This window comes from Pseudomonas protegens (assembly GCF_013407925.2).
Taxonomy (GTDB): domain Bacteria; phylum Pseudomonadota; class Gammaproteobacteria; order Pseudomonadales; family Pseudomonadaceae; genus Aquipseudomonas; species Aquipseudomonas fluorescens_AP.
This window is the reverse complement of record NZ_CP060201.1, coordinates 6125781-6146984: the sequence shown is the minus strand read 5'-3', so window position 1 is coordinate 6146984 and position 21204 is coordinate 6125781. Positions and strand designations below refer to the sequence as shown.

Annotated in this window: 24 protein-coding genes and 1 pseudogene; 12 read left to right on the top strand and 13 right to left on the bottom strand. The window is 55.3% G+C overall.

What is annotated here, in order from left to right; all coding sequences use genetic code 11:
* Positions 1-94: 94 nt before the first annotated feature.
* Positions 95-1105 (bottom strand): threonine/serine dehydratase, encoded by a 1011-nt coding sequence (locus GGI48_RS28355; protein WP_260620557.1) that lies wholly within the window; start codon positions 1103-1105, stop codon positions 95-97.
* 197 nt (positions 1106-1302) lie between these two features.
* Between GGI48_RS28355 and GGI48_RS28350 the strand changes: the two genes are divergently transcribed.
* Complete coding sequence (locus tag GGI48_RS28350; RefSeq protein WP_179601214.1) at positions 1303-1776, top strand: hypothetical protein; 474 nt, start codon at positions 1303-1305, stop codon at positions 1774-1776.
* A gap of 52 nt (positions 1777-1828) precedes the next feature.
* Here the strand turns inward: GGI48_RS28350 and GGI48_RS28345 are convergent, their stop codons facing one another.
* The gene (locus GGI48_RS28345) at positions 1829-1966 is read right to left on the bottom strand and encodes a hypothetical protein (protein ID WP_016966878.1); all 138 of its coding nucleotides are present in this window, start codon (positions 1964-1966) and stop codon (positions 1829-1831) included.
* 61 nt (positions 1967-2027) lie between these two features.
* Positions 2028-2168 (bottom strand): hypothetical protein, encoded by a 141-nt coding sequence (locus tag GGI48_RS28340; RefSeq protein ID WP_003083582.1) that lies wholly within the window; start codon positions 2166-2168, stop codon positions 2028-2030.
* Between the two features lie 308 nt (positions 2169-2476).
* Between GGI48_RS28340 and GGI48_RS28335 the strand changes: the two genes are divergently transcribed.
* Complete coding sequence (locus GGI48_RS28335) at positions 2477-2638, top strand: DUF2986 domain-containing protein (RefSeq protein ID WP_179601213.1); 162 nt, start codon at positions 2477-2479, stop codon at positions 2636-2638.
* Between the two features lie 24 nt (positions 2639-2662).
* Here GGI48_RS28335 and GGI48_RS28330 read toward each other — a convergent pair whose 3' ends face one another.
* Entirely contained in the window at positions 2663-4168 is a 1506-nt protein-coding gene (locus GGI48_RS28330) for a diguanylate cyclase (protein ID WP_179601212.1), read from the bottom strand.
* Positions 4169-4565: 397 nt separating this feature from the next.
* On the opposite strand from GGI48_RS28330, the pseudogene GGI48_RS31675 reads away from it, so the two are divergent.
* From GGI48_RS31675 to GGI48_RS28315, 4 genes and pseudogenes are all read left to right on the top strand, one after another.
* Positions 4566-5303 (top strand): annotated as a pseudogene (locus GGI48_RS31675) (MCP four helix bundle domain-containing protein); the annotation flags it as partial.
* A gap of 39 nt (positions 5304-5342) precedes the next feature.
* Positions 5343-6206, top strand: a complete 864-nt coding sequence (locus tag GGI48_RS31670) for a methyl-accepting chemotaxis protein (protein ID WP_409565416.1) — start codon at positions 5343-5345, stop codon at positions 6204-6206.
* Positions 6207-6438: 232 nt separating this feature from the next.
* Positions 6439-6948: a hypothetical protein gene (locus GGI48_RS28320; RefSeq protein WP_179601210.1), complete on the top strand. Its 510-nt coding sequence runs from the start codon at positions 6439-6441 to the stop codon at positions 6946-6948.
* Positions 6949-7455: 507 nt separating this feature from the next.
* Complete coding sequence (locus GGI48_RS28315; protein ID WP_177435126.1) at positions 7456-8418, top strand: bifunctional GNAT family N-acetyltransferase/nucleoside diphosphate kinase regulator; 963 nt, start codon at positions 7456-7458, stop codon at positions 8416-8418.
* Between the two features lie 870 nt (positions 8419-9288).
* Here GGI48_RS28315 and GGI48_RS28310 read toward each other — a convergent pair.
* From GGI48_RS28310 to GGI48_RS28295, 4 genes are all read right to left on the bottom strand, one after another.
* On the bottom strand, positions 9289-11361 hold the full coding sequence (locus tag GGI48_RS28310; RefSeq protein ID WP_179601209.1) for an acyltransferase family protein: 2073 nt from the start codon (positions 11359-11361) through the stop codon (positions 9289-9291).
* A 229-nt stretch (positions 11362-11590) separates the two neighbouring features.
* Positions 11591-12112, bottom strand: a complete 522-nt coding sequence (locus GGI48_RS28305) for a lysis system i-spanin subunit Rz (RefSeq protein WP_179601208.1) — start codon at positions 12110-12112, stop codon at positions 11591-11593.
* Entirely contained in the window at positions 12109-12660 is a 552-nt protein-coding gene (locus tag GGI48_RS28300) for a glycoside hydrolase family 19 protein (RefSeq protein ID WP_179601207.1), read from the bottom strand. Before GGI48_RS28300 ends, GGI48_RS28305 begins: the two co-directional genes overlap by 4 nt.
* 27 nt (positions 12661-12687) lie before the next feature.
* Positions 12688-13731 carry a phage late control D family protein gene (locus GGI48_RS28295; protein ID WP_179601206.1) on the bottom strand — a complete coding sequence of 348 codons (1044 nt, stop codon included), beginning with the start codon at positions 13729-13731 and terminating at the stop codon, positions 12688-12690.
* Between the two features lie 80 nt (positions 13732-13811).
* Here GGI48_RS28295 and GGI48_RS28290 point away from each other — a divergent pair, with 80 nt between their 5' ends.
* Complete coding sequence (locus tag GGI48_RS28290) at positions 13812-14282, top strand: hypothetical protein (RefSeq protein ID WP_179601205.1); 471 nt, start codon at positions 13812-13814, stop codon at positions 14280-14282.
* Here the strand turns inward: GGI48_RS28290 and GGI48_RS28285 are convergent.
* From GGI48_RS28285 to GGI48_RS28275, 3 genes are read right to left on the bottom strand one after another with little or no spacing between them, the layout of a single operon-like run.
* Positions 14279-14485, bottom strand: coding sequence for a tail protein X (locus GGI48_RS28285; RefSeq protein WP_179601204.1), 207 nt, complete (start codon positions 14483-14485; stop codon positions 14279-14281). The two genes, GGI48_RS28290 and GGI48_RS28285, sit on opposite strands and share 4 nt — an antisense overlap.
* Positions 14460-15305, bottom strand: a complete 846-nt coding sequence (locus GGI48_RS28280) for a phage tail protein (protein WP_179601203.1) — start codon at positions 15303-15305, stop codon at positions 14460-14462. The genes GGI48_RS28285 and GGI48_RS28280 overlap by 26 nt, the downstream gene beginning before the upstream one ends.
* A 9-nt stretch (positions 15306-15314) precedes the next feature.
* Positions 15315-15854, bottom strand: coding sequence for a hypothetical protein (locus GGI48_RS28275; RefSeq protein ID WP_179596127.1), 540 nt, complete (start codon positions 15852-15854; stop codon positions 15315-15317).
* Between GGI48_RS28275 and GGI48_RS28270 the strand changes: the two genes are divergently transcribed.
* The 5 genes from GGI48_RS28270 (at position 15853) to GGI48_RS28250 (ending at position 18588) form a co-directional block, all read left to right on the top strand.
* Positions 15853-16125, top strand: coding sequence for a DNA-binding protein (locus GGI48_RS28270; protein WP_179602170.1), 273 nt, complete (start codon positions 15853-15855; stop codon positions 16123-16125). The genes GGI48_RS28275 and GGI48_RS28270 overlap by 2 nt on opposite strands.
* A 158-nt stretch (positions 16126-16283) precedes the next feature.
* A complete protein-coding gene (locus GGI48_RS28265) occupies positions 16284-16610 on the top strand; it encodes a pyocin activator PrtN family protein (RefSeq protein WP_179601202.1) in 327 nt (108 codons plus the stop codon).
* A gap of 44 nt (positions 16611-16654) precedes the next feature.
* Entirely contained in the window at positions 16655-17257 is a 603-nt protein-coding gene (locus tag GGI48_RS28260; RefSeq protein WP_260620555.1) for a DNA cytosine methyltransferase, read from the top strand.
* The gene (locus GGI48_RS28255; RefSeq protein WP_047287337.1) at positions 17254-17520 is read left to right on the top strand and encodes a DUF4224 domain-containing protein; all 267 of its coding nucleotides are present in this window, start codon (positions 17254-17256) and stop codon (positions 17518-17520) included. Before GGI48_RS28260 ends, GGI48_RS28255 begins: the two co-directional genes overlap by 4 nt.
* A 3-nt stretch (positions 17521-17523) precedes the next feature.
* Positions 17524-18588, top strand: a complete 1065-nt coding sequence (locus tag GGI48_RS28250) for a tyrosine-type recombinase/integrase (protein ID WP_179601201.1) — start codon at positions 17524-17526, stop codon at positions 18586-18588.
* A gap of 107 nt (positions 18589-18695) precedes the next feature.
* Here GGI48_RS28250 and GGI48_RS28245 read toward each other — a convergent pair whose 3' ends face one another.
* The gene (locus GGI48_RS28245) at positions 18696-20150 is read right to left on the bottom strand and encodes a hypothetical protein (RefSeq protein ID WP_179601200.1); all 1455 of its coding nucleotides are present in this window, start codon (positions 20148-20150) and stop codon (positions 18696-18698) included.
* Positions 20147-21133 (bottom strand): nucleoid-associated protein, encoded by a 987-nt coding sequence (locus GGI48_RS28240; protein WP_179601199.1) that lies wholly within the window; start codon positions 21131-21133, stop codon positions 20147-20149. Before GGI48_RS28240 ends, GGI48_RS28245 begins: the two co-directional genes overlap by 4 nt.
* Between the last annotated feature and the right edge of the window lie 71 nt (positions 21134-21204).

Here is a 21204-nt window from a genome sequence, read left to right as displayed (position 1 = left end):
GCCGGGATGAGCTTGACGCCACAGGATCGGCCCGACGGGCCATAAATGGCCCGAAACGCCGTTCCTGATGCAAGGAAAAACACCTCGGGGAGGGTCAGGATATTCCCGCGTAGGCGGCCCATTTCGTCATGTCTTGAAGGGATATGTTCCCACCACAGACCACCAGACCAATGACCGCGTCCTCCGGCAGCTTCGGCGCGGTGGCCAGCACGGCCGGGACCAGCGCTCCGCACGCCAGCTCAACCCATTGCCTGGCGTCCTGGGCGAAGCACAGCATGCCCTTGATCGCGTCATGGTCAGAAACCACAACCATGTCTTCCAGGTAGTGGCGAGCGTGGGCAAACATCAACTCATCGATGATGGGAACGCCCAGGGTCGAGACGACCGAACTGATCTCCACGTCCACCGGCTTGCCTGCCTGCAACGCCTGGTGCATGGAGCTGGCGCCGGCGGTCTCGACACCCCAGACACGGATCCCGGGCTTGATCGCCTTCAACGCCGTGGTCACTCCCGCCAGCATCGCCCCGCCGCCCACCGCGAGGAATACGTCGGTCAGGGACGGGCAATCGGCAATGAACTCAAGCGCCAGGGTTCCATGTCCCTCGGCGATCAGGGTGTCGGCACAATCGTCGATAACCACATAGCCTTCTTCCTCAAGCGCTTTGGCCCGGGCAAATGCGCAATGAACGTCCTTTTCGATGATCACCGAACTGCCACTGGCGCGAATTCGCTCGACCGATGATGACGGCGCGCTCTCGGGCATGATGACCGTGACCCTGGCGCCAAAGCTCTTGGCCGCTTCGCCGATGGCAATCCCGAAATTGCCGCCGCTGACGGCCACGAAATGGCTGTTGCCGAGGTTCTCGGCACAGGCCGAAAACTTGTTGAGCACGCCACGGGCCTTGAACGAGCCCCCGACCTGCATGTTTTCTAGCTTGAGAAAGACCGGCCGCTGGGCCTTGTCACTGAGCACTGAACTGTTGACCGTCGGCGTGCGAGTTACCGATCCATCTATCCGTTGCGCCGCCGCAACGATGGATTTGAAATCAATTAACTGAGTCATCTGGGGCCACTTTCCTTGGGTTGAGATGCACAGGACTTCCAACGCCCGCGCCTGGCCAGCTAGGTGACAGACTGTCGCCGGCCCTGGTGAAAACTACAGGACAACCCTGGCTGCGCGCCACACCTTGAGCGGCTTCGGCCGCTCGGTCAGCAACGGGCGGCCGCGCATTCGCGACGTTTGCAAAGGCCCCATGCCCAGGTGGTAGGCTGGCCGCCCTCCACCACCCGGAACCTTTTCCAGTGACGCCCATCATCTGCGCCAATGAGTTCGATATCTGTGTCTCGATGCCCGACTTCGTCACCTGGGCCGAAGACCGGCACCTGCCCAACGCCGACCTGGCAGCAGCATTGAGTACCCTGGGCATCGCCCTCGACATTAGCCAGCTATACACCCGCTACTTCGATGACACCCCAGTCGGTACGGGTGATGTGCATGTCTATCCGAGTACTAGGAGTCAGAGCCTGCTGGTCATCGACCTGTACCGAGACCCCACCGACCAACTGGATATCGTCAGCGTCTCGTTGAAGATAGAGCCTGCGCTGCTGCCGCTGGCCCTGCCATTGCTGCGCGGTTTTTTCGACGCTGCCGAATGCCAGGTCGCCTTCAGGCAGTCCAGTCACTCGCAGCAGTTGCGCTCGCTGATCGATGAAAGCCGATACCCGGCCCCGAGCGATGAAAGTGGATACCACCAGCAATTGATTGCCCACCTGTGAAGCCCTTGCCGCAGACGCCGCGGCACTGGCCGCGTCTGCCATAGCTACTATCTCAAGGGCATTCGCAGGTCGATGGCCCAAATACCGGACCGCTGCACGGATCCTTGGATGGGCCGAACACCGGGCACGAGGCCTGGGCAGTCAGGGAGAACCCCCACAGCAGCAATACCGCCAACAGCACTTTCTTCATTTGCGACCTCCTGGTCAGTCTTCCAATAGTCCACGTGCCCTGGCGAGGGCACGGACAGTCATCAAGGGCACTCGCAGACCGTCGGGCCGAGCACCGGACCGGCGCAGGGATCTTCCCCGGGCCCGAGCACTGCGCAGTCCGCCTGCGCTGTCAGCGAGAACATCCACAGCAGCAATGAAGCCGCCAGCATTTTTCTTTTCAACCTGACCTCCTTGGTCCAGACAATGATCAAGATCCGCGCTTTCCCCTTGTCGTCGGGGGCGGATACACGCCCATGGCCGGGCTTGCTGCAAGCTCCGCCAGCACTCCCGTCGCCGGGCCCGAAACAGCAAAGACCAAAGTTTGCGATTGCGCCAGTGCGGCACGCTGTCACGACATCATCACCAGAGCCCACATGGTCGACTGCAAGAACAAGAAGTGATGACCCGATCCGGGCTGTGCTCAGCACAGGTGAACGGCGCAATCCCCTGAGCTGATATCATCCGGCAACTTATCCGCCGAGTAACAACGATGAATCGCCGCAAGAAAATCAACCAACTGCTGAAGGCCAACGCGAAGAAGGCCAGCGCCAAACTGGCGCCGAAAAAGAAGTCGACCTACATCAGCAAGGCCGACCGATTGAAGCTCGAGGCGCAAGCCGCTCAAGACCCGGCCACCGCCCCCGACAACTGATCCTGCACGCCTGGCGCACGCCCACTACACCCTTGCCTCGGCAAACTGGTTACGTCCCGATGCCTTGGCACTGTACAGCGCCTGATCTGCCGCCTCGATCAGCCCCGGCAGATGGTTCAGTCCCGCGCCCGTGGCTGCCGCAATCCCGATGCTTACGCTCACACGTCGCAACGGGCTGGAGGTGTGCGCAATGTTCTCCTGTTCCAAGCGACGCAGAATCAGTTGCGCCACGGTCCTGGCACCGTCACTGTCGGTGTCCGGCATGATGACGCCCATCTCTTCTCCGCCATAACGTGCCACCAGGTCCGATGGCCGTCGCACGCACTCCTCCAGGATTCGGCCAACCGTTTGCAGGCAGGCGTCTCCGGCTACATGCCCGAGCGAATCGTTAAACAGTTTGAAATAGTCGATATCAATCATCATCAACACCAACGAGGTGTTGGCACGTTGTGCCCGTCGCGCCTCCGTGGCGAGGGTCTCGTCGAAGCAGCGCCGATTGGCCAGCCCCGTCAGGGGATCCTTCATTGCCAGCAACTCCAATTGGCGATTGGATGAGAGCAATTGCTGCTGGGCGCTGCGCAACTGCCCCTCAACCTGAGTTCGCCGGCGAATATCCAGAATCAAGAAGCAACCGATAACAGCGGTCAGCCCCAACAGCCCAGCCACCACGACGGTCGACAACAGCGCTTCCATACGCCAGGCAGCGAGGGCCTCTCGCTTGCCGAGTGCAACAGTCGTGATCAGAGGCAGGCGGTCACTCTTGCGAAAGGCATAAAGGCGCTCGACGCCGTCCAGGCTGGAGGTAAACGACGCGGTACCGACAGTTCGATCGACCAGGTACTTGGCATAGATCGGCGACTTCAAAAAGTTGCGCCCCATATCCTGCTCACGGAAGGGATAGCGAACCAGCAACGTACCGTCGGTATTGGACAAGCCAATGGCCCCCTCCTGCCCAACATCGATCTTGCCAAACAACCGCAGGAAGTTTTCGATCCCCAAGGTCACCGCTACCACTCCGGCAAACTCGCCGCGAGGATCATTGAAACGCCGACTGAGGGTAATCACCCACTCCTGATTGGAGCGGCTCTGGATTGGCGGCCCTATAAAGGTCTCACGGGATGGATCGTCGCGATGATGAATGAAATAAGCCCGATCGCTGCTGTTCGCCCCGACAGGCATGGGCCGATTGGAAGACATCAGCCAACGGCCCTGATTATCGTAGATGGTGACGCCACTGAGCTGTGGCATCAGCGGCTCCTGCCGCTGGATCAGCTTACTCAGACGCTGAATCTGTGTGGGGCCGCTACCTTCGGTTTCCAGGCGCTCGACGAGTCCGAGCAACAGCGCCGAGCTTTGACGAACAATACCTTCGGAGTAGGTAGCAAGTGCCTGGGTCAGGTTCAAGCTATGGACATTCACATCCCTCAATACCTGCTCTCGAGATGCCCATACTTTCCAAACAGTCAATGACGCCAGGGAACAACATACGACCAACAGTAACAGCACAACCAAGCGTGTATCACGCTTCACATTCCCACCTTATGGATAGTACGGTTCAAGTTCTAGTGTAGCGGTTGTAATAGATGGCTAGAAAATTAAACCCGCCGTATTGGATCAAAAGTCCATGTCAGACCAACTAGCGGTAAATACCGACCGCACCATCGCGGCTCTCATCACCAGACCTTAATTGGCGCCCCTTTGGATATCGCCCATGACGCCAACAAGGCCCCCCCCGCGCAATCTTGCTGTTAATACGGTACGTTAGTTCCAAATTAGATCTATGACGCACTGCAGCAAAAAAACACTTAGCTAGTTAATGAATACGCTTAAAAAATCGGCTAACCGTTAAAGTTAATAGATCCCCCGGCGGATACATTGAAACCCAGGCCAGCTTGGGTCAGCCAACTAAGAGTTCGTCGAGGGTCCTATGGACGCATTACGTAACATCAAGCTTTCCACGCGATTAATCTCTGCATTTGTGGTGTGCGCCATCATCACACTGGGAGTGGGGCTCTTGGGACGCTCGGGTATCGCATCGCTAAAGACAACAATAAACGCAATTGTTAGCAACAACCTGGTGTCCGTTAACAACACGGGGAGTGCTCGGGCCAGTGTCTATGCATACTCCAAGGACCTGCATGCGGCCCTGCTACTGAAGTACACCAAGGCCGATTCGGGCAAGTTTGAATCGGCAGTGCAGTCCATGTCCGAAAATCAGAAGGAAGTCGAGCGGCTTTTCAGGGAGTACCGCCAGACGCCTCTGGCCGATGACGAGCGCGTGGCGGGCGATCAATTCGAAAAGGAATGGCCGGCCTATGTTCAGGGGGCGAACAAGGTCATTGCCCTGGCGAGAGCGGGCGACCTTGACGGCGCCACGCAGATTTTCCAGCAGCAGGTTTCCCCGGCGTCCAAGAGCATTACTGATCAGCTGCAAATCATTGTTGCCTCCAACTACCGTCAAAGTGGCGAAGCCGCCGACGCCGCCGAGGCCGCGACTGCGAGTGCTTACTGGACATTGGGCATAGGAGTTCTACTAGCTTTCCTCGCGGCCGTTTCACTGGGCCTGATCATCACCCGCTCGATCACGCGACCACTTTCCATGGCGGTACACAGCGCAGAGGAAGTCGCGGAAGGAAACCTTTCCAAAAGTATTCAAATCAGCGGGCGGGATGAGGTCAGTGCACTGCTGAATGCGCTGGACAAAATGCAGCAAAATCTCCGGGCCACCGTCAAAGAGATTGGCAGCGCCGCGGACCAACTGGCCTCTGCGTCTGAAGAGCTGAACGCCGTCACCGAGGAAAGCTCGCGGAGTATGACGCGACAGAATGACGAAATTCAGCAAGCAGCAACGGCGGTCAACGAAATGACCGCGGCAGTGGAAGAAGTTGCCCGCAATGCCACGGGCGCCTCTGAAGCCTCGGAGCAGACCAGTCGCAGTGCCGTACAAGGGCGCGATCAGGTGCGCAGAGCGGTTGCCTCGGTGGGTGCGATGGCGGACGAGATTTCCAACTCGACCGGCAAGGTCGAAGTGCTTGCAACTCGGGTCAACGAGATCACCAAAGTGCTGGAAGTGATCAGGGCCATCGCCGAGCAGACCAATCTCCTGGCCCTCAATGCGGCCATCGAAGCCGCCCGGGCGGGTGAACAAGGTCGCGGCTTCGCCGTGGTGGCCGATGAAGTGCGCGCGCTGGCCCACCGGACCCAGGCGTCGACGGCGGACATCGAGTCGATGATGCAACAGGTCCGCTCGGGAGCTGAAGAAGCCGTCCTGGCGATGAACAAAAGCAAGGAACTGGCCGCCGATACACGGGCGCAGTCCATTGAGGCCGGCCAGGCCCTCGACAGCATCACCGAGGGCGTTTCCATCATCAACGAAAAGAACCTGGTCATCGCCAGTGCTGCTGAAGAGCAGGCTCAGGTCGCTCGTGAGGTTGACCGCAACCTGGTCAACATCCAGGATCTTTCCGCACAAACCGCAACAGGTGCACATCAAACCAGCGCATCAAGCGCCGAATTGTCGCGACTCGCGACCTCATTTGGCGTGCTGATCAGCCGATTCACCGTTTGATGGTTGCAGCCTTGACCGCCTGGACCGGGTCAACAGGCTCCTCAAGCTGAAGCGCCTCCCCATTACGGGGAGGCGCCGACGGCACGCAACACGTTGTTCAAGGATCAGGGCCGAGGTCGGAATCGAACCGGCATAGGCGGATTTGCACTTAATAAAATCTTATTTTGTTCAATTAGTTAGTGATAGATCAGGCTAGTTAACGTCGCCCTCTACCGACATTAATAAGGAAATCATGAAGCCTCTTTACCTATGCACAACTCTGCTACTTGCAGGCTGCACTCCAGCACCAAAATACCTTGTGCCTGCGGGAGCGCCTCACGCACTTATTCGCAGCGAATTGGTATCGATGGAGAATCATCGAAACCATGTGTCTCTGGTCGAGGCACCTGCCATCAACTGCAAATACGGCAGAACCGTGGAGACTGCGCCGGGAGGGCAACTGGTTTCCGTCTATAAGAATGTATCGACGCCGGAGGGCTTTTTTCCGATTGAAGCCGGCAAGCCGCTGCACCTGGTCATGCGCGGCATGGCCAACGCCAATCGCTCGTGCAGCGTAGCGTTCGTCAGCGAATTTGCGCCGGGCGCACGTTACGTGATCAAAGGAGGAATTGTCGACACCCCGGGCACGCTGAGCGGTTGTTACATTGACATATTCAATGTCGATTCGGGCGCCCGCCTCCCCATGGCCGATGCATCGAAAATCGACCGTAGTTGTGCGTTGGACCGGCTACCTAAGCTCTAGTGGAAGATTGCACCCTACCTAACCTTGTCGGCTACAACCTTCATTCTTGCGTATTCAGCAAGGCGATAAGCAACTGCTCGACTGCACCGATTTGCGCTCAACTTTCCATCTAATGCTCCTTGATCCGGCACCATGCCGGTCAGCTTTGGAGAATTAAAGCTGTCGCGGCTAAGCCGGACTCTGCGGCATCCAGCCAACGGATAACAACACGCAAAACGCTCAAAACCACCGCAAAAGCTGGTTCGGGCAAATCCCCCAAAACACTAAAACTGTTTACCAGGCCATCCAGGTGCATTTGCCGGGGCCGATTGCGACGGACCTCTGGGTCGGATCAAGGGCCAGAACGACACAGCGCTGAGCATTCTGAATGTCGTCGGCTTCATCGAGGCTTGAGCGCTTGACTGGCTCGGGTTCGGGTTCGGCAAAACCATGGTTTCCACGAATCATCGGGGATCTTCGCCATTACTCGCGATATATCTTAGAATGCCCGGTCGCCGAAGAACCGTCATGACTATAGCCATGAAGGGCTTCCATTCTTTACAGAAAAGTGTGGTTAAGATGAACAAGCCTTTCATTACGCTGTGCCCTGAAATAACTCGGGCGCACGCGCTGAAGTTGATGGACTGGTTGGAAGATGAGCGCGTGACCTGCTACCTGAGCGATTCCCCCCATGTCTCCCGTTCCATTGAGCAAGCCATTGATCGGACTCAGTTGCCGATCCTGACCCATCTATTCAACCAAGGCGGCAGATTCTTCATGGCCTATGACCGCCATGACGTCCCGGTGGGCTTTGTCCGCCTGATCAAGACCGGCTCAGATTGCGAGATCGTCCTGGCCATTGGAGACAGCGAAAAATGGGGCCGAAACCTTGGCTCCCGCACGATTCGTGAAGGCATGAAACTGGCCTTCCTCGACATGCAGGCCGAGAAGCTCATCGCCAAGATTCACCCGGACAACGCGCGCTCGCTGAAAGCCTTTCTGCGGAGCGGTTTTGCGCTTGAGAGCGAAACGCCGACATTGAAGTCATTGTCCATGACGGCGGGGCGCTATCTCCAGTTCTTGCGCGAAGGAGCCGGTAACGACTCCACCAGGATCTACATCACTGAAATCGACAAAGCCAGGCTCGAAAGCCTAATTGTATTCGAGCAAGGCCCGGCGATTGTTGAACTCGAACATGAACTTGAGCGAGCCATTGTCGTCAAGCCGCAGCAGGTGGCGCGCAATGTCATCACCATGAACTCCAGGGCGTTGCTGCAATTGGACGACGAAGAGCTCGAAGTGGCCTTGGTCTACCCTGAAGACGCGGACAGCAACGCAGGGAAGCATTCCGTGTATTCCGATATAGGCGCCGCCATCCTTGGCTATCAGGAAGGCGACGCCATCGACTGGCGAATTGCTGATCGGACCCGCCGGATTGAGATCAGAAAAGTGCTTTACCAGCCGGAGGCGGCGGGCGATTTCCACCTGTAATTGCGCCTTTTGCTCGATGTTCGCTCATCGGACATGAGGACTCCCTAAACAGCAGCGCCTCACTTGCAGTGCCTGAGCGACCCGTTGCATGGTCAAGGGTAGGAGCGGAGCAAGTTACGAAAAGCAGGAGACGGCAGAACATACCTGGCCGGCTCCTGCGACAGTTTTAACTCTCTAAGCTCACGGCAGGCCTCGGGTGATAGTTCAACTTCGTATCCGAGATGCCCTGATCTAAAAGCGTGTGATCGAGGTAGCACGGGAGTTCAAGCCTTCTCCAGCGCCCGGCCGATGTCCGACTGATGCGTGCCAGTAATGCAGAGGGACTGTATCTGCGTGTTGGCCGCGGCAAAACTTCCAAAAAGATCCAAATCCCAGGCAATAAAAAACCCCGTAGACGTTAATCTACGGGGTTTTTAAGGGTGAAGGCCGAGGTCGGAATCGAACCGGCGTAGGCGGATTTGCAATCCAGATAAAATTTCATGATTTTCAGTTAGTTAGTGAAAGATCCGTTCCGCAAGCGCCCTCTATTAGAAAGACTGAAACCCACGACCTACGTGGGTTATGAATTTAATTGCGGAACTGATTCTATAGGCGCCTTCGCTGCTCAGAACCCAACGACTGCTGCCCCCCCACTTTCGATAATTTTATGCGCTAACAGCTGAAAAACGGATAGGGATTCGAATCCCTTCCAATATCCGCAAATGCCGCTTTAGGCCAAAAATTACGAAGCATCCAGCGATGCAACTCAGTCTATTGCATATCGCTGGCGACAAGCTAGATTCCTATCCTGCGGAGTGTAGGGTGGCCAGACTGTGTAACTTCCCAACAAGTCCAGCCTCCTCTTTCAACTCTCACCTACTAAATCAATGGTTAATTCTTTAGCCATGACAAAAAATCGCGAGCAAAAATATTACTTCCTCGCAAACTCAAATGATGTGAATCCCGATACAAGAAGCCATCACCAGAAGCCGCATTACAAGTTTTCTCATCACATACAATATCTACAGAATCAAAAACCCTGATCCCTGGGTGAGCCGCAATTAGACGATCAACAATTTCCCTTTGAACAGCCTGACGCTCAATAACTTCACTTCTAGGCAACTTGCATTCAGACGTGCTTCTGACGAGAGGCTTGGAGATACAGTCCTTGAGAAAAAATGGAAGTTCTGGAACATCGATAACAAATACTACTTGCTTACCTGAACCTTCTATCTTCGAAACAGTTCTATCCAACCCAAAATACAGCAAATCTTTTTTGGTTTTAAGTAGAGTTTTATCACTTACCATTTTTATGGTATCCAAGCCTCCACCTTCAGCCAAGTGATCCGCCGCATAACTTACGTCAAGTGCATAACTACCAAAAAATGACAAAACAACCGTCTCAACACTTGGCAGCCCAACAACATAATCGATAGCCTTAGCCATCAACCCCTGACATTCACCATAGCGCGTAATCACATTCACATCTGTCACGGGCGGACAGCTATGATTCCCTATCAACAGCCAAGACCGCTCATCATTATTCGCAATCCCAGGAAATATATGCTCCGCATGACTATCACCCAATATTACAGCAGTAGGAGGAGCCGCTTTCGACTTACTGCAATATCCCAGCTTTGGTGACTCCTTAACAAGCTCACTTTCACATGACACGTAATTAAAACGATTCAAGTCCCACGAAAGGTCTTTTATTTTTTGCTCAACACCCTTAACCGCAGTTCGATTTTCAAACCCATCCGCATCGAAAATTTTATAACCTAAAGAACCTACTAGAAAAAGAGATATCGTAATTGCAGCTGTCTTTATCCATGTATTACGACCAAATCGCAAAGGACGTTCCACAAGCTTATAGGTAAGCCATGCTAGAACAAAACTCAAAACCACAACTGCAATCCTGAGACCTCTGGATGAAATATCCCCCTCAACTAGATGCACAAAAGAGAGCAAAGGCCAATGCCATAGATAGAGCGGATAACTAATCAACCCGACAAAAACCATTACGCGAGTCGATAGGACATATCGATTAATCCAAGCTTCGGGTCCAGACAAAATCAGAAGACAAGCACCAGAGACTGGAGCGAGTGCCCACCACCCGGGGAAAAGGCGGCCATGATGGATAGTAATTAAAGATGCAACTATTAGCGCAAAACCAAAGATAGAGAGCCCATTATTTACCACTAGATCTTGAGTATTTATAGATGGCGAACGCCTAAATAGTGCCTCATGAAAAATCAAACCTCTAATCTTGCGAATGAGCCCCTCCCTTGCATATATATTTATGTATGCAACCCCCGCACCAAAAAGCAGTTCCCAAAACCGCATCTGAGGAAGAAAAAACGCCTTGGTAGAGTCTCTATAAATCTCAAAGATATTCAAAGAAAACGACACAAGTAACAGCGCAATCAATACAAACAAAAAATTGCGCCCTAAACGCCAGGTACAAACCACTATCACCGGATAGATCAGATAAAACTGCTCCTCTATTGCAAGTGACCACAAGTGCATAAGAGGTTTTAATGCTGAAGAAGTATCAAAATAGCCAGACTCCCCCCACAGTACAAAATTCTGAACAAACCCCGAACCTGCCGCAACATGTTTCCCCAGCCGCTTATAATCGTCAGGCAACAATAAAAACCAGCCAGCAACACAACAACTTAAGAGCACAACCAGCAACGCTGGGAATATTCGCTTTATTCTATGAGCATAAAACTCAGAAAAACTAAAGCTATCACGCGCCAGACTTCTAAAAATTATACTAGATATCAAAAAACCAGAAATAACAAAAAAAATATCTACTCCAACAAACCCTCCACGCAACTTACTTGGAAAAGCATGAAAAAAGAGAACTGATAGAATTGCAACGGCTCGCAACCCATCAATATCAGGCCGATACACCAAATGAGCGTTATGCTCACTCTTAACCTTAAGATCTTCGCCTGACAAACTCCACCCCACCCACACAAATGCAAAAGCCGAACACAGTACCGGCAAACCATAATGCCATCAACGTTTTTTTAATCCCGATCATTATTTTAACCAGCTCGAAAACCCCTAAATATAATTTTTTTCAACACTGCAATGTGCAACTAGGTCGCCGTTTGCGCAGCTGAAAATTCTAAACAATGCAAGCAAGGGCATATTCAGTAAAGAGCCCCCATCAGCCCGCTTCTTTTCACTTCATTGGAACGATTTCTTTGACGTAGCTCTGGCAGGCCGCCAGGGCGATCAATCCTTGATCACCGTCTCCGGTGATGGCGACAATTCGTTCAGCAGCCGCTGGGTCAAGTTCGGCTCGCGCGCCTCCATGAACCACGCCGCAGGTGCCGGTGGTCGCTGGCACCCCACCGCTACCACCCTCGGCTGTGGTGTTGAGTAGGACTGACAGCCGCAGATCAGCAGTAGCAAGCCGATCACGCAGACGAGCCTGGTTCGTTTGAGCATCGCGCAATTCCTTGTAGTAGGTTTCGTCATTCGTCTGCAGGCGATCCTCCAGGGCCCGGCGGGCTTCCTGCTGAGTTTCCTGCCAGTTGATCACCGCCGTGGCGGCCTGCTCGCGATCAGTGCTGTACGCCTCGGCCTGATCAGCGAGATCCTTGCCGTAGGCGTTGGCCTGCCACGTCCAGGCCAGCCAACCACCCAGGGCGAACCCCAGCACCAGGGCCAGGACCGGCAACAGCCACCCCGGGGCCTTCAAGGCAGCACCTTCAATGCACGCTGATATAGCGCCTCGCGATCCGCCAGGCCGTTGGTTCCTCCGTTGATGCGCTTGGTGATGGTGAGGAAGTCGCCTTTATCGGCCAGGGTGTTCAGCCCTGCCCGCTGCCAGAACCAACCCGCCGACAGCGCGGCATAGACCGGAGCTTCCAGCAGCTCCGGGGTGTTGAGTAGTCGAGCATCGCTGAACAGCGCTTCACTGCAGGCTTCGTAGTTCGCCCGGCCGGTGACCTGAATAAGCCCCCTGCCCCGGTACTTCTGACCGTCGCCATCCGCTTCGGGTGTATTGCCCAGGCGCTTGGCCAGGGTGCCAGTGTCGTACTTGCTCAGGTACTGATTGCTGCCCAGCTCGCGTACCCATTGCAGCTGGCCGGACTCATGGCCGATCTGCGCGATGAACGCTGCCATCCGCAGCCGGGTGATAATTGCGTACTTGCTCATGGCAGCGTTGAGAGCAGGAACAAAAACGCCGGCTTTAGCGCCGGCGTTGGGGAGGATCTGCAGCAGCTGCTGCACGGTAATCGTCATGCCTGATATCTCCAGTGATGATGGGGGTTAAAGCTGCACAACCTTGAGCGGCTTGGTTTCTTTCTTTTTCTTGCCTTTGGCTTTCGCCTTACCCTTCTTGCCGCCGTTGCATTCGACCGTGGTGCTCCACCCGGACTGGGTAAACACCTGCTCGACCGAGTCCACCAGGTACTCGCCATCGAGGCCGACCTTGAAGCCCTGGGCATTGATCATGCGTTCAGCGAATAGATCGGTTCGGCCGGGCATCTCCAGGCGTACACCGGCGGTGCTACGGTTGAATGCCGCCAGACGGGCCTTGGCGGCCCGCTCGGCAGCGGACTTGTTCGGGTAGATGTGGCGATCGGTGTGCACCGGCGGCAGGCCGTCCGGTGAGTCATCGTTGCCCAGGTCGACGACCCGCAGCTTTCCGCTCTTCTTGTCCTGGTGCTTGGTCTGCACCGCCTTGTGGGTGCTTTTGTCCCCCAGGCGGAACTGATAGCGGCTCACGTCGCTACGAGTAATGGTGACAGTACCAAGGGCCTTGCCGCTGGCGCTCTGCCCGGCCTGACGGGGCAGCACCAGCAGCTTGCCGTCGGCCACCTTGGCCGTGCAGTCGTATTGCTTGGCCAGGCGGGTGATGAAGTTGAAGTCGGATTCATTGAGCTGATCGACCCGGGGCACCTTGGTGGTCACCGGGCACACCGGCTGCCAGCCATTGCGGGTCGCCACATCGCGCACGATCTGCTGCAGCGGGACGCTTTCCCAACTCCCGCTGCGGGTGGTCTTGCCACTGCCGCGCATGTCGCTGGCCTTGCCCCGGATCTCGATAGAGTCAGGCGGCCCCGTCACCACGACCTCGTCCACCATATAGCGACCCAGGCGCGTCAGTGACTGGCCGGCATAGCCCATAAACACCTCGATACTGGCGCCACGGCTGGGCAAGGCCACAGCGCCGTCGCGGTCGTCGATGCGCAGCTCAAACTCGTCCGACTCCATGCCGGGCTTGTCCGAAGTGCGCAGGGTCAACAGCCGGTCATTGATCAGCGCGGTGATGTTCTTGCCGTCCGCAACGATTCGGAATACAGGCGTCATGCAATAAGCCTCCCCCTGGGTGACACAGCGACGGGGACTTCATAGAATCCCGAGCCGTTGCCCCTACAGGAGTTGAGAGAGTGAAAAGGATTTTCGGATTGACGCTGTGCCTGTTGGCCGCCTCGATGGCACAGGCCGAACAGAAACTGCGGGTTATAGACCTGGGTGACGACGTCCCCGTGAGCGCCGAAGCCGCAGAGCGCGGCAGACAGGCCATAGCCGCCCAAGAAGCGGCCAAGAAGATCAAGCCCGAGGAAGCCCGCGACTTCCTCAAACGTCTTAACAAGGCAGTAGAGCATGGCCAGAACCTAGCCAAATCCGGAACAATGGACAGTAAACAAGCTCGTGAGCAGGCCATTGCGCTGAACAAGCTACAAGACGAAAGCGACCGCTTCGGATCGCTGTTTGCCCCCTTCGCTAAATGCCGTTCCGCCGCAATCGACGCGGCTTCATCCTGGCAGGGCATGATTTTCAAAGATGCTCGTCAGTACTCCGAAGACAACACGTCCTACCAGGCCAACGCCAAGGAATGCGCCAAAGCCGCCGGCTAATCCCACAGCTGCAGTGCGGCCTCAGTCACCGCCGGCAGATCCGGCAGCACGATCAGCACCCCAGCCCGGAACGGCTGGGGCTCATCGGCCAGCCCCTGGTTGGCATCGAGCACCGCTTCGACACTGCCATTGAGGTGCCCGTAATACTGGTGACACAGGGTGTCCAGCAGATCCCCGTCAGACGTTCTGCATGTCGTCGCCATAGCTCACGAACTCCATTGAAAAGCCCTGCTTACGCGGGATGCCCCCGGCCAGCAGATGGCTCTGCTCCTCCTCAAGGCTGGTCAGACACCAAGTGCCCAGCACCTCGCCATAGCCCGTGGTCAGGCTCAGCGGCTGCAGGCGTCGACCGATGCTGCGCAGTTTTTGCAACTGACCCAGTCCACCCTTGAACCCCGGAAACGCCGCGCCCTTGAGTGTGATCTTGTCGTCGCCCTGTCCGACCGCCTGCTGCGCGATGCTGCGGGTCAGGCGTTCCTGGCCGGCCCAGCGGAAACCGGTCTGACGGCGCAGTTCTTCAAAGGCTGCGGTGTCGAGGTTGAAGTAAAAGGCTTCACCGGCAACCCGGAACGGCTGAATGATCAGCAAGTGCGGGAACGGCTTCACCGCCGCGGCGGCCGGAGTACCCAGGCCACCGAATGAACCGGTCGGAAGGATGCTGCCCAGGGACGGGCTGACCTGCCCACCGATCCGGTTGATCGCCGCGCTGGCCTTGGCGGTCTGCTCCTGCAACGTACCGAGCCGCTGCTGGATCTGCCCCGCCGCCGACACGGCCTGGCTGTACTTGGCCGCCACCTCACCGACCACGGACTGCGCGGCGGTGATGCCGCGCAAGGTCCGCTGCAGCTTGGCGCCCATCTCAGGCCCCACAAACGGGATGCTCTCCAGCTCAGAGGCGGCGCCGGTAATCTCGCTGATGGCTCCGTTCAGCGGGGTCAGCATGCCATCCGCACTGCTGCGGCCCGCCTCCCCCGCCTCGACCAGGGACTGGAACCCTGACTGCAGTTGTTCCATGTACGCCATGGCACCTCCTTAAACGTGTGGTTCGTCCGACAGCTGACGAGCCGCAGCCTGGCGGCTGTACTCGTCGAACATCCGGCGCATGTAAGGCTCAACCTCCCGGGCCACCTGAGCTGGGTCTTTAACGTCCCCCTGCACCGTGACCTGCAGGTTCGGCGAGAAAGCAAATTGCTGGTCGACCTTGGGCACCTGCTTCGCAGGTTCGGGCGCCTTGAGCATTGCGGGCACAGTTGCCGACGGCGAGGCGGTCCCCATGGAGCGCACCACCTGCCCCATCATCGGAGGTGTCTGTCCGGTCTTGAACGATTTCGCGATGTCGCCCAGGACCGGCGGGATGTCCTTCCCGGCATTGGCCAGCATCAGCGGGCCCGCTGCGGGCATCCGCTTGAGGGAATCGTCAGAACCAAACATCGCTTTGCCGGCATAGGAGCCCAGGGCATCCCCGCCAAAGTAACCTACGGTTCCCCCAATGGCGGCACCGATAGCCCCACCGATTGCTGTGCCAAGCCCTGGAACGATGGAGCCTAAAGCCGCCCCAGCGACCAGCCCCATTTTTGCCCCCACCAACGAGCCTGCTAAGCCTCCCGCCGCCCTGATCAAGCTGATGCGCGAGAAGCACCTACTCACCGAACACAACCTGCCGGCCTTCCCAATGCGGGATCGGGAGTACCTGCGTATCAAGGACGGCAACTGGTACCACGACAAACTCGGCATGCAATACAGCCAGTCAACGCGGGTTCGACAGGCCGGCATTCCCTGGCTCGCCGAGCAACTGGGCCTCGCCCTGCCCGCTATCCCGGCAGACCGCCGTGACGTGGCCTAGGGAGTACGCCCGCCAGATCATCGCCTTACGGACCAAAGAGGAGCGCAACGCTGCGCTCCTTGAGGTACCCGAGCATCTGCGCGAGCTGACCAAAGCCCACTGCCTGATCACCTGGAACCACCCGAAACGCCGCCAGCGCATGGAGAGCCAGCAAGCCAATGAGTAACGCCAACCAGACCCCGCTGCGCCTGATGCCAGCACCGGAAACCGCCACAGTCGAGCTGTTGTATCGCACCTTCGGCGACGTACTGATCCCGCTGGAAAAGATCCGCGTGCAGTACTTCCGCAACCTCAACGAACAGTCGTTCGCCGCCGAGATCAGCAGCGGCCGCATTCAACTGCCCGTCACCACCCTGGACAGCAGCCGCAAGGCACCGAAGTACGCACACATCCGCCACGTTGCCGCACTGATCGACATCCGCGCCTACCGGGCGGATGAAGAACACGCCAAGCAACAAAGCGACATCGCCGAGCACGAGCAATAACCCAAGGGCTGCCACCACCAGCCAAACCCACCGGAGCACACCACATGACCCACATACAGATCATTGCCCTGATCGGCCTGATACTCACCGTCGCCATGCTCTACTGGGCCGGCTACCCATGGCGCGGGTTTGTTGACGTGGTTTCTGGGGGATTTCCTTGCACCGACATATCCCAAGCAGGAAAAAAAGCCGGTATTGAAGGGGAAGCGAGCTCCCTCTGGCGGCACATGGCAAGAATCATTAGCGAAGTACGACCCCGATTTGCGTTCGTGGAGAACTCGTCAGCTCTCACTCACCGAGGACTTGGAACAGTGCTCGGTGACCTGGCCGAGCTGGGGTTTTCTGCTCGATGGGGAGTGCTGGGATCGAACCACGTTGGCGCCCCCACACCAGAACCCGTTGCTGGATCGTGGCCGACTCCATGCCATGGCTCCAGCCGCTGGGGCGGAACCTTCCAGGAGGTAGGAGGAAGCCAGAACAAGCTTCGTGGAACACCCACCGGCAAGCTCTATGTGAACCCGGATTTCTGGGAAAGCCTCATGGGATGGCCGATCGGATGGACAGGAACCGCGCCATTGGAAACGGCCAAGATCCAAGAGTGGCAGCAACTGCATTTCTTGAGCTTTCAAAGTGAGGTCGCCGCATGAGCACTAATAACGCCCCATATGCAGCTAACTCATTACAAAGCGAAACCCTGGCCGACGAAGAGCTCGCAACCATCACGGGCTATCAGCTCCCGTCCAAACAGATCCAATGGCTGACCAACAACAATTGGGAGTTTGTTCTGACCGGTGCACGGCGCCCCATCGTTGGCCGGGTTTACGCCAGGATGAAGTTAGCCGGCATTAAACCCTCTGCAGCTAGTGCCGTGACTGAAGTCTGGTCGCTCAACCTTGCGAATGTGAGCTGACCCGTGCGCAAGAGAACCACAGCCAACCGCGACCTGCCGCCGCGTATGGTGCGCCGTATCAGAAAGGGCAAGAACGGCCAGATCTGGACGGCGTACTACTACGACGGCAGGGACGCCGCCGGCAAACGCAAAGAAATCCCACTAGGCACCGACCTCGATCAGGCCAAGGTGGAATGGGCCAGGCTGGAGCGCAGAACGCCACCCAAGCCTAACCACCTGATGAGCTACGTATTCGACCGGTACGAAAAGGAGATCATCCCCGGCAAGTCGATCCGCACCCAGTCGGACAACCGCAAGGAACTCAAGCAGCTCAGGAGAGCCTTTGAGAACGCACCTATCGAATCGATCACCCCCCAGGTGATCGCCCAATACCGCGATGCCAGAACCGCCAAGGTCCGGGCCAACAGAGAAATCGCCCTACTCTCCCACGCGTTCACCATCGCCCGAGAGTGGGGCCTGACCGACAAAGCCAACCCGTGCTTCGGCGTTCGCCGTAACAAGGAAAAGCCCAGGGACTACTACGCCGGCGAGACCGTATGGAATGCGGTGTACGCCGAGGCGGTGCAAGAACTGAAGGACGCAATGGACCTGGCCTACCTGACCGGCCAACGCCCCGCAGACGTGCTCAAGATCGCCGCCACCGACCTGAACAATGGGTTCTTGCTGATTGGCCAGGGCAAGACCGAAAAGCGCCTGCGCCTGCGCCTGGAGGAGGAAGGCGTCCAGTCCGGGTTGAGCGCCTTTATCGAGGATCTACAGGAACGCAGGGCCATCAACGGAATCAGGACATCGACGCTGATCACCAACGCGTCAGGGCTACGAATGAGCCAGCAGATGCTACGCAATCGCTGGGATGATGCCCGGGAGAAGGCCGCCATCAAGGCAGCGGCCGATGGCGATCCGGCACTGGCGGTCAGCATTCGGCAGTTTCAGTTCAAGGACATTCGGCCGAAGGCGGCTAGTGAGATCGAGCTGACGCATGCAAGCCGGTTGCTGGGGCACTCAACTGAGGAGATGACTAAGAAGGTCTATCGGCGGGTTGGTGAGATTGTTAAACCTACAAAATAATCCCGATACTACCGAGTATTACAATCGACAGCGAATGACTAACAATGTTTTTTCGAACAAAGTAGCTTCATACTAAAAGTTTATCGACGGAAAACCAACCATCAACATTAGCAGTAATAGGAAAGGACAGCGCAGATAAAGTTATATAGTAGAACAAAGGGACGATCAACGTAGTTAGCAACAACATCGGGGATAGCCAGACCAAGAAAATACCTAATCATCGTCAAATAAAGCAATAGACAAAACGACCAAGAAACCCAATATACAGTGCGCCCAGATGAAATAGGTTTTTCTACTAGACTCTTCCAGTCCGCATCTGACATAAAGCTATACAGCTTTTTACGCCAGTTGCGGCGACTACAATCAGCCAGACTATTGAATTTCCAATTAGAAATAGTGCTAACTAAAATACTCAAAAACAAAAGCGCTGACACCCCAATCTGAAGAGCCTTGATTGAAATATCTGGAATAACATTGGGTAGTATAGGGGCCTTAAGTGCCGCGACTACTCCCGCTACCGCAAAGTCTCGCCAGAGTGCTGCAACCAAATCCCTCGTTGCCGACTGTGTTTTATTGACCTCCTCTTGCAACCCCTTTCGGAGATCTCCCAAGCTCTTTACGGCCTCCTTGCTTTGCTCCTGAAGATGGAAAGAGAAGGCTTCTTTGGCACCTGCAAAACTATTTGGAAGTAGGTGGTTAGTTCCTGAGGGCCAAGCCTCTTCAAGGCTCCAATTGATACCCACATGGTTATTCAACAGTTGGAATTTTGTTTCCGCTTCACGGGGAGTGGAATACACCCATTCACAGACGTCGTAAATAAGCTCAAAATTAACTTCATCCCAAACAACCTCTTTATCAATAGAGATTGGCAGAGACCGCCCTCCACGGAAAAACACCTGTGCGTCGCTTCCTTCAGCTCGAATCTCCGTTGGCAAACAATAAACCAACCTCTGTATAGCCACACCTGACCATGTTCGGAAAGACTCGCTTGTCTTCGCGGGCTTATCAATGAGCAACCATGGGTCAATGTACTGCGGTGTGAAGCGCTGCGTGAAGTCACGAACCAACTTTCCAGGTTTTTCAGGAGCCTGTTTGAAATCAGGCAATGTCCGTGGGCTTCCAAACTGCTTTACAGTAAAAAGGAATGTGGAAAATTCAGAAAAATCGTCAGTAATCTCAATACACTTACGATCACTCACGTTCTGACTCGTCACAGAGAGCCCTTCCAGCCAACTTTTAAAACCTTTTTGACTGAAGAAAAAACACCGATCATCCTGGCTTGTTTTTTCCAAAATAATCGTAAGGCTTTCGCCCTCTATATCGTCCCATTCCATTTCGGCTATCCCTAGCCTGCCTGCCACATCACCAAACAATTCCAGCAGCCCCAAATCGAGTTGCTCAACTTTTGAGGCTATCGCTTTCAGCTCATCAACCAATTCCGGAGTGTAGTGATTCACGTTATCCACACGAACACTCTGAATCGACTCCGTCAGCGTCGCTCCAGGCTGATTCGCTAGCCTTCGAAAAAAGCCGCTGATCTCATTGCCGATTTGTTTGGTCATATTTCCTGCAATCGACTCGTTCGAATAGTGATAATAGACTCATCCTTAGTGTGCTTAACCTCCAAAAGTCCTTTAGCTTTCGCTGGCATAGTTATACGAATACCTTCAGAGGTTATGTACTTCTTGTCTTCGCTTTTGGGGAGCTCACCTTCATCGTACTCAAAGGCTTCGCCGGTAAGTTTGAGGCTATCCAATGTCCGATCAAAAGTTTGACGAATTTCTTCACTAGCCTTCACACCAAAAAAGTCATTGAAAAAAGCTTCAACTTCGAATTCTTTTCTAGCTTTCGCAATCTCTACGATTTTATCAGAGACCTTGGAAGTAATGGCCCGAGGCAACTCTGCAGCGTGAACCTTAACTGTCTTCCTAACAGCCTTAACCAAGTCGCTAGTCATCTCCTTTGAATTACGCAGCCGCTCGACACCTAAGAAATTTTTATAGAAATCGCTTATTCCTGTACGGTTCATACGATCAATTATCACAACCTCGGCCTCATCGGCTTTGAGATCTATCAGAGCCGATTTCTGTAACGCCTTAGGTGACTCCGTAAAGTTGTTCGTCACTGCCTGCAGAATAGCTCTAGCTCCTTCACGGACGAAGGTGACAACCTTCTCGGAATCATACTTAATGAGTGAATATAACTTCCTCTCATTCGTTTTCAGTCCGATGACGATCAAAACACCTGTTTTCATCCGTTTGTCACCTACACGGTGAAACTGGCGCGCTAAGTTTTTGGAGATATCTACAAATGAATGCTCTCCATTTTCCCAGCTCTCCAGTTTTTCCTTAACCTGGGAGTTAACTTTGAAAAGAAACCTATTTCCTTTGAGTGTCTCTTTGATGCGATCAATGAAGAATTGCTCAAAAGTCGCCAGTGGTGTGTCGTCGAACAAAATTGGATCATCAGCTCCATGATGAACTACGTGAAAAATGAAATTCTCAATTTGCAGAGCATCAACTTCGGCAGTAGTTAGAGTAGCCAAGTGACATCCTCAATCCAGTAAGAAGGTGGCGACATGCCATTAAAAAGCTATCTAACCACCTTTCTTGCCCA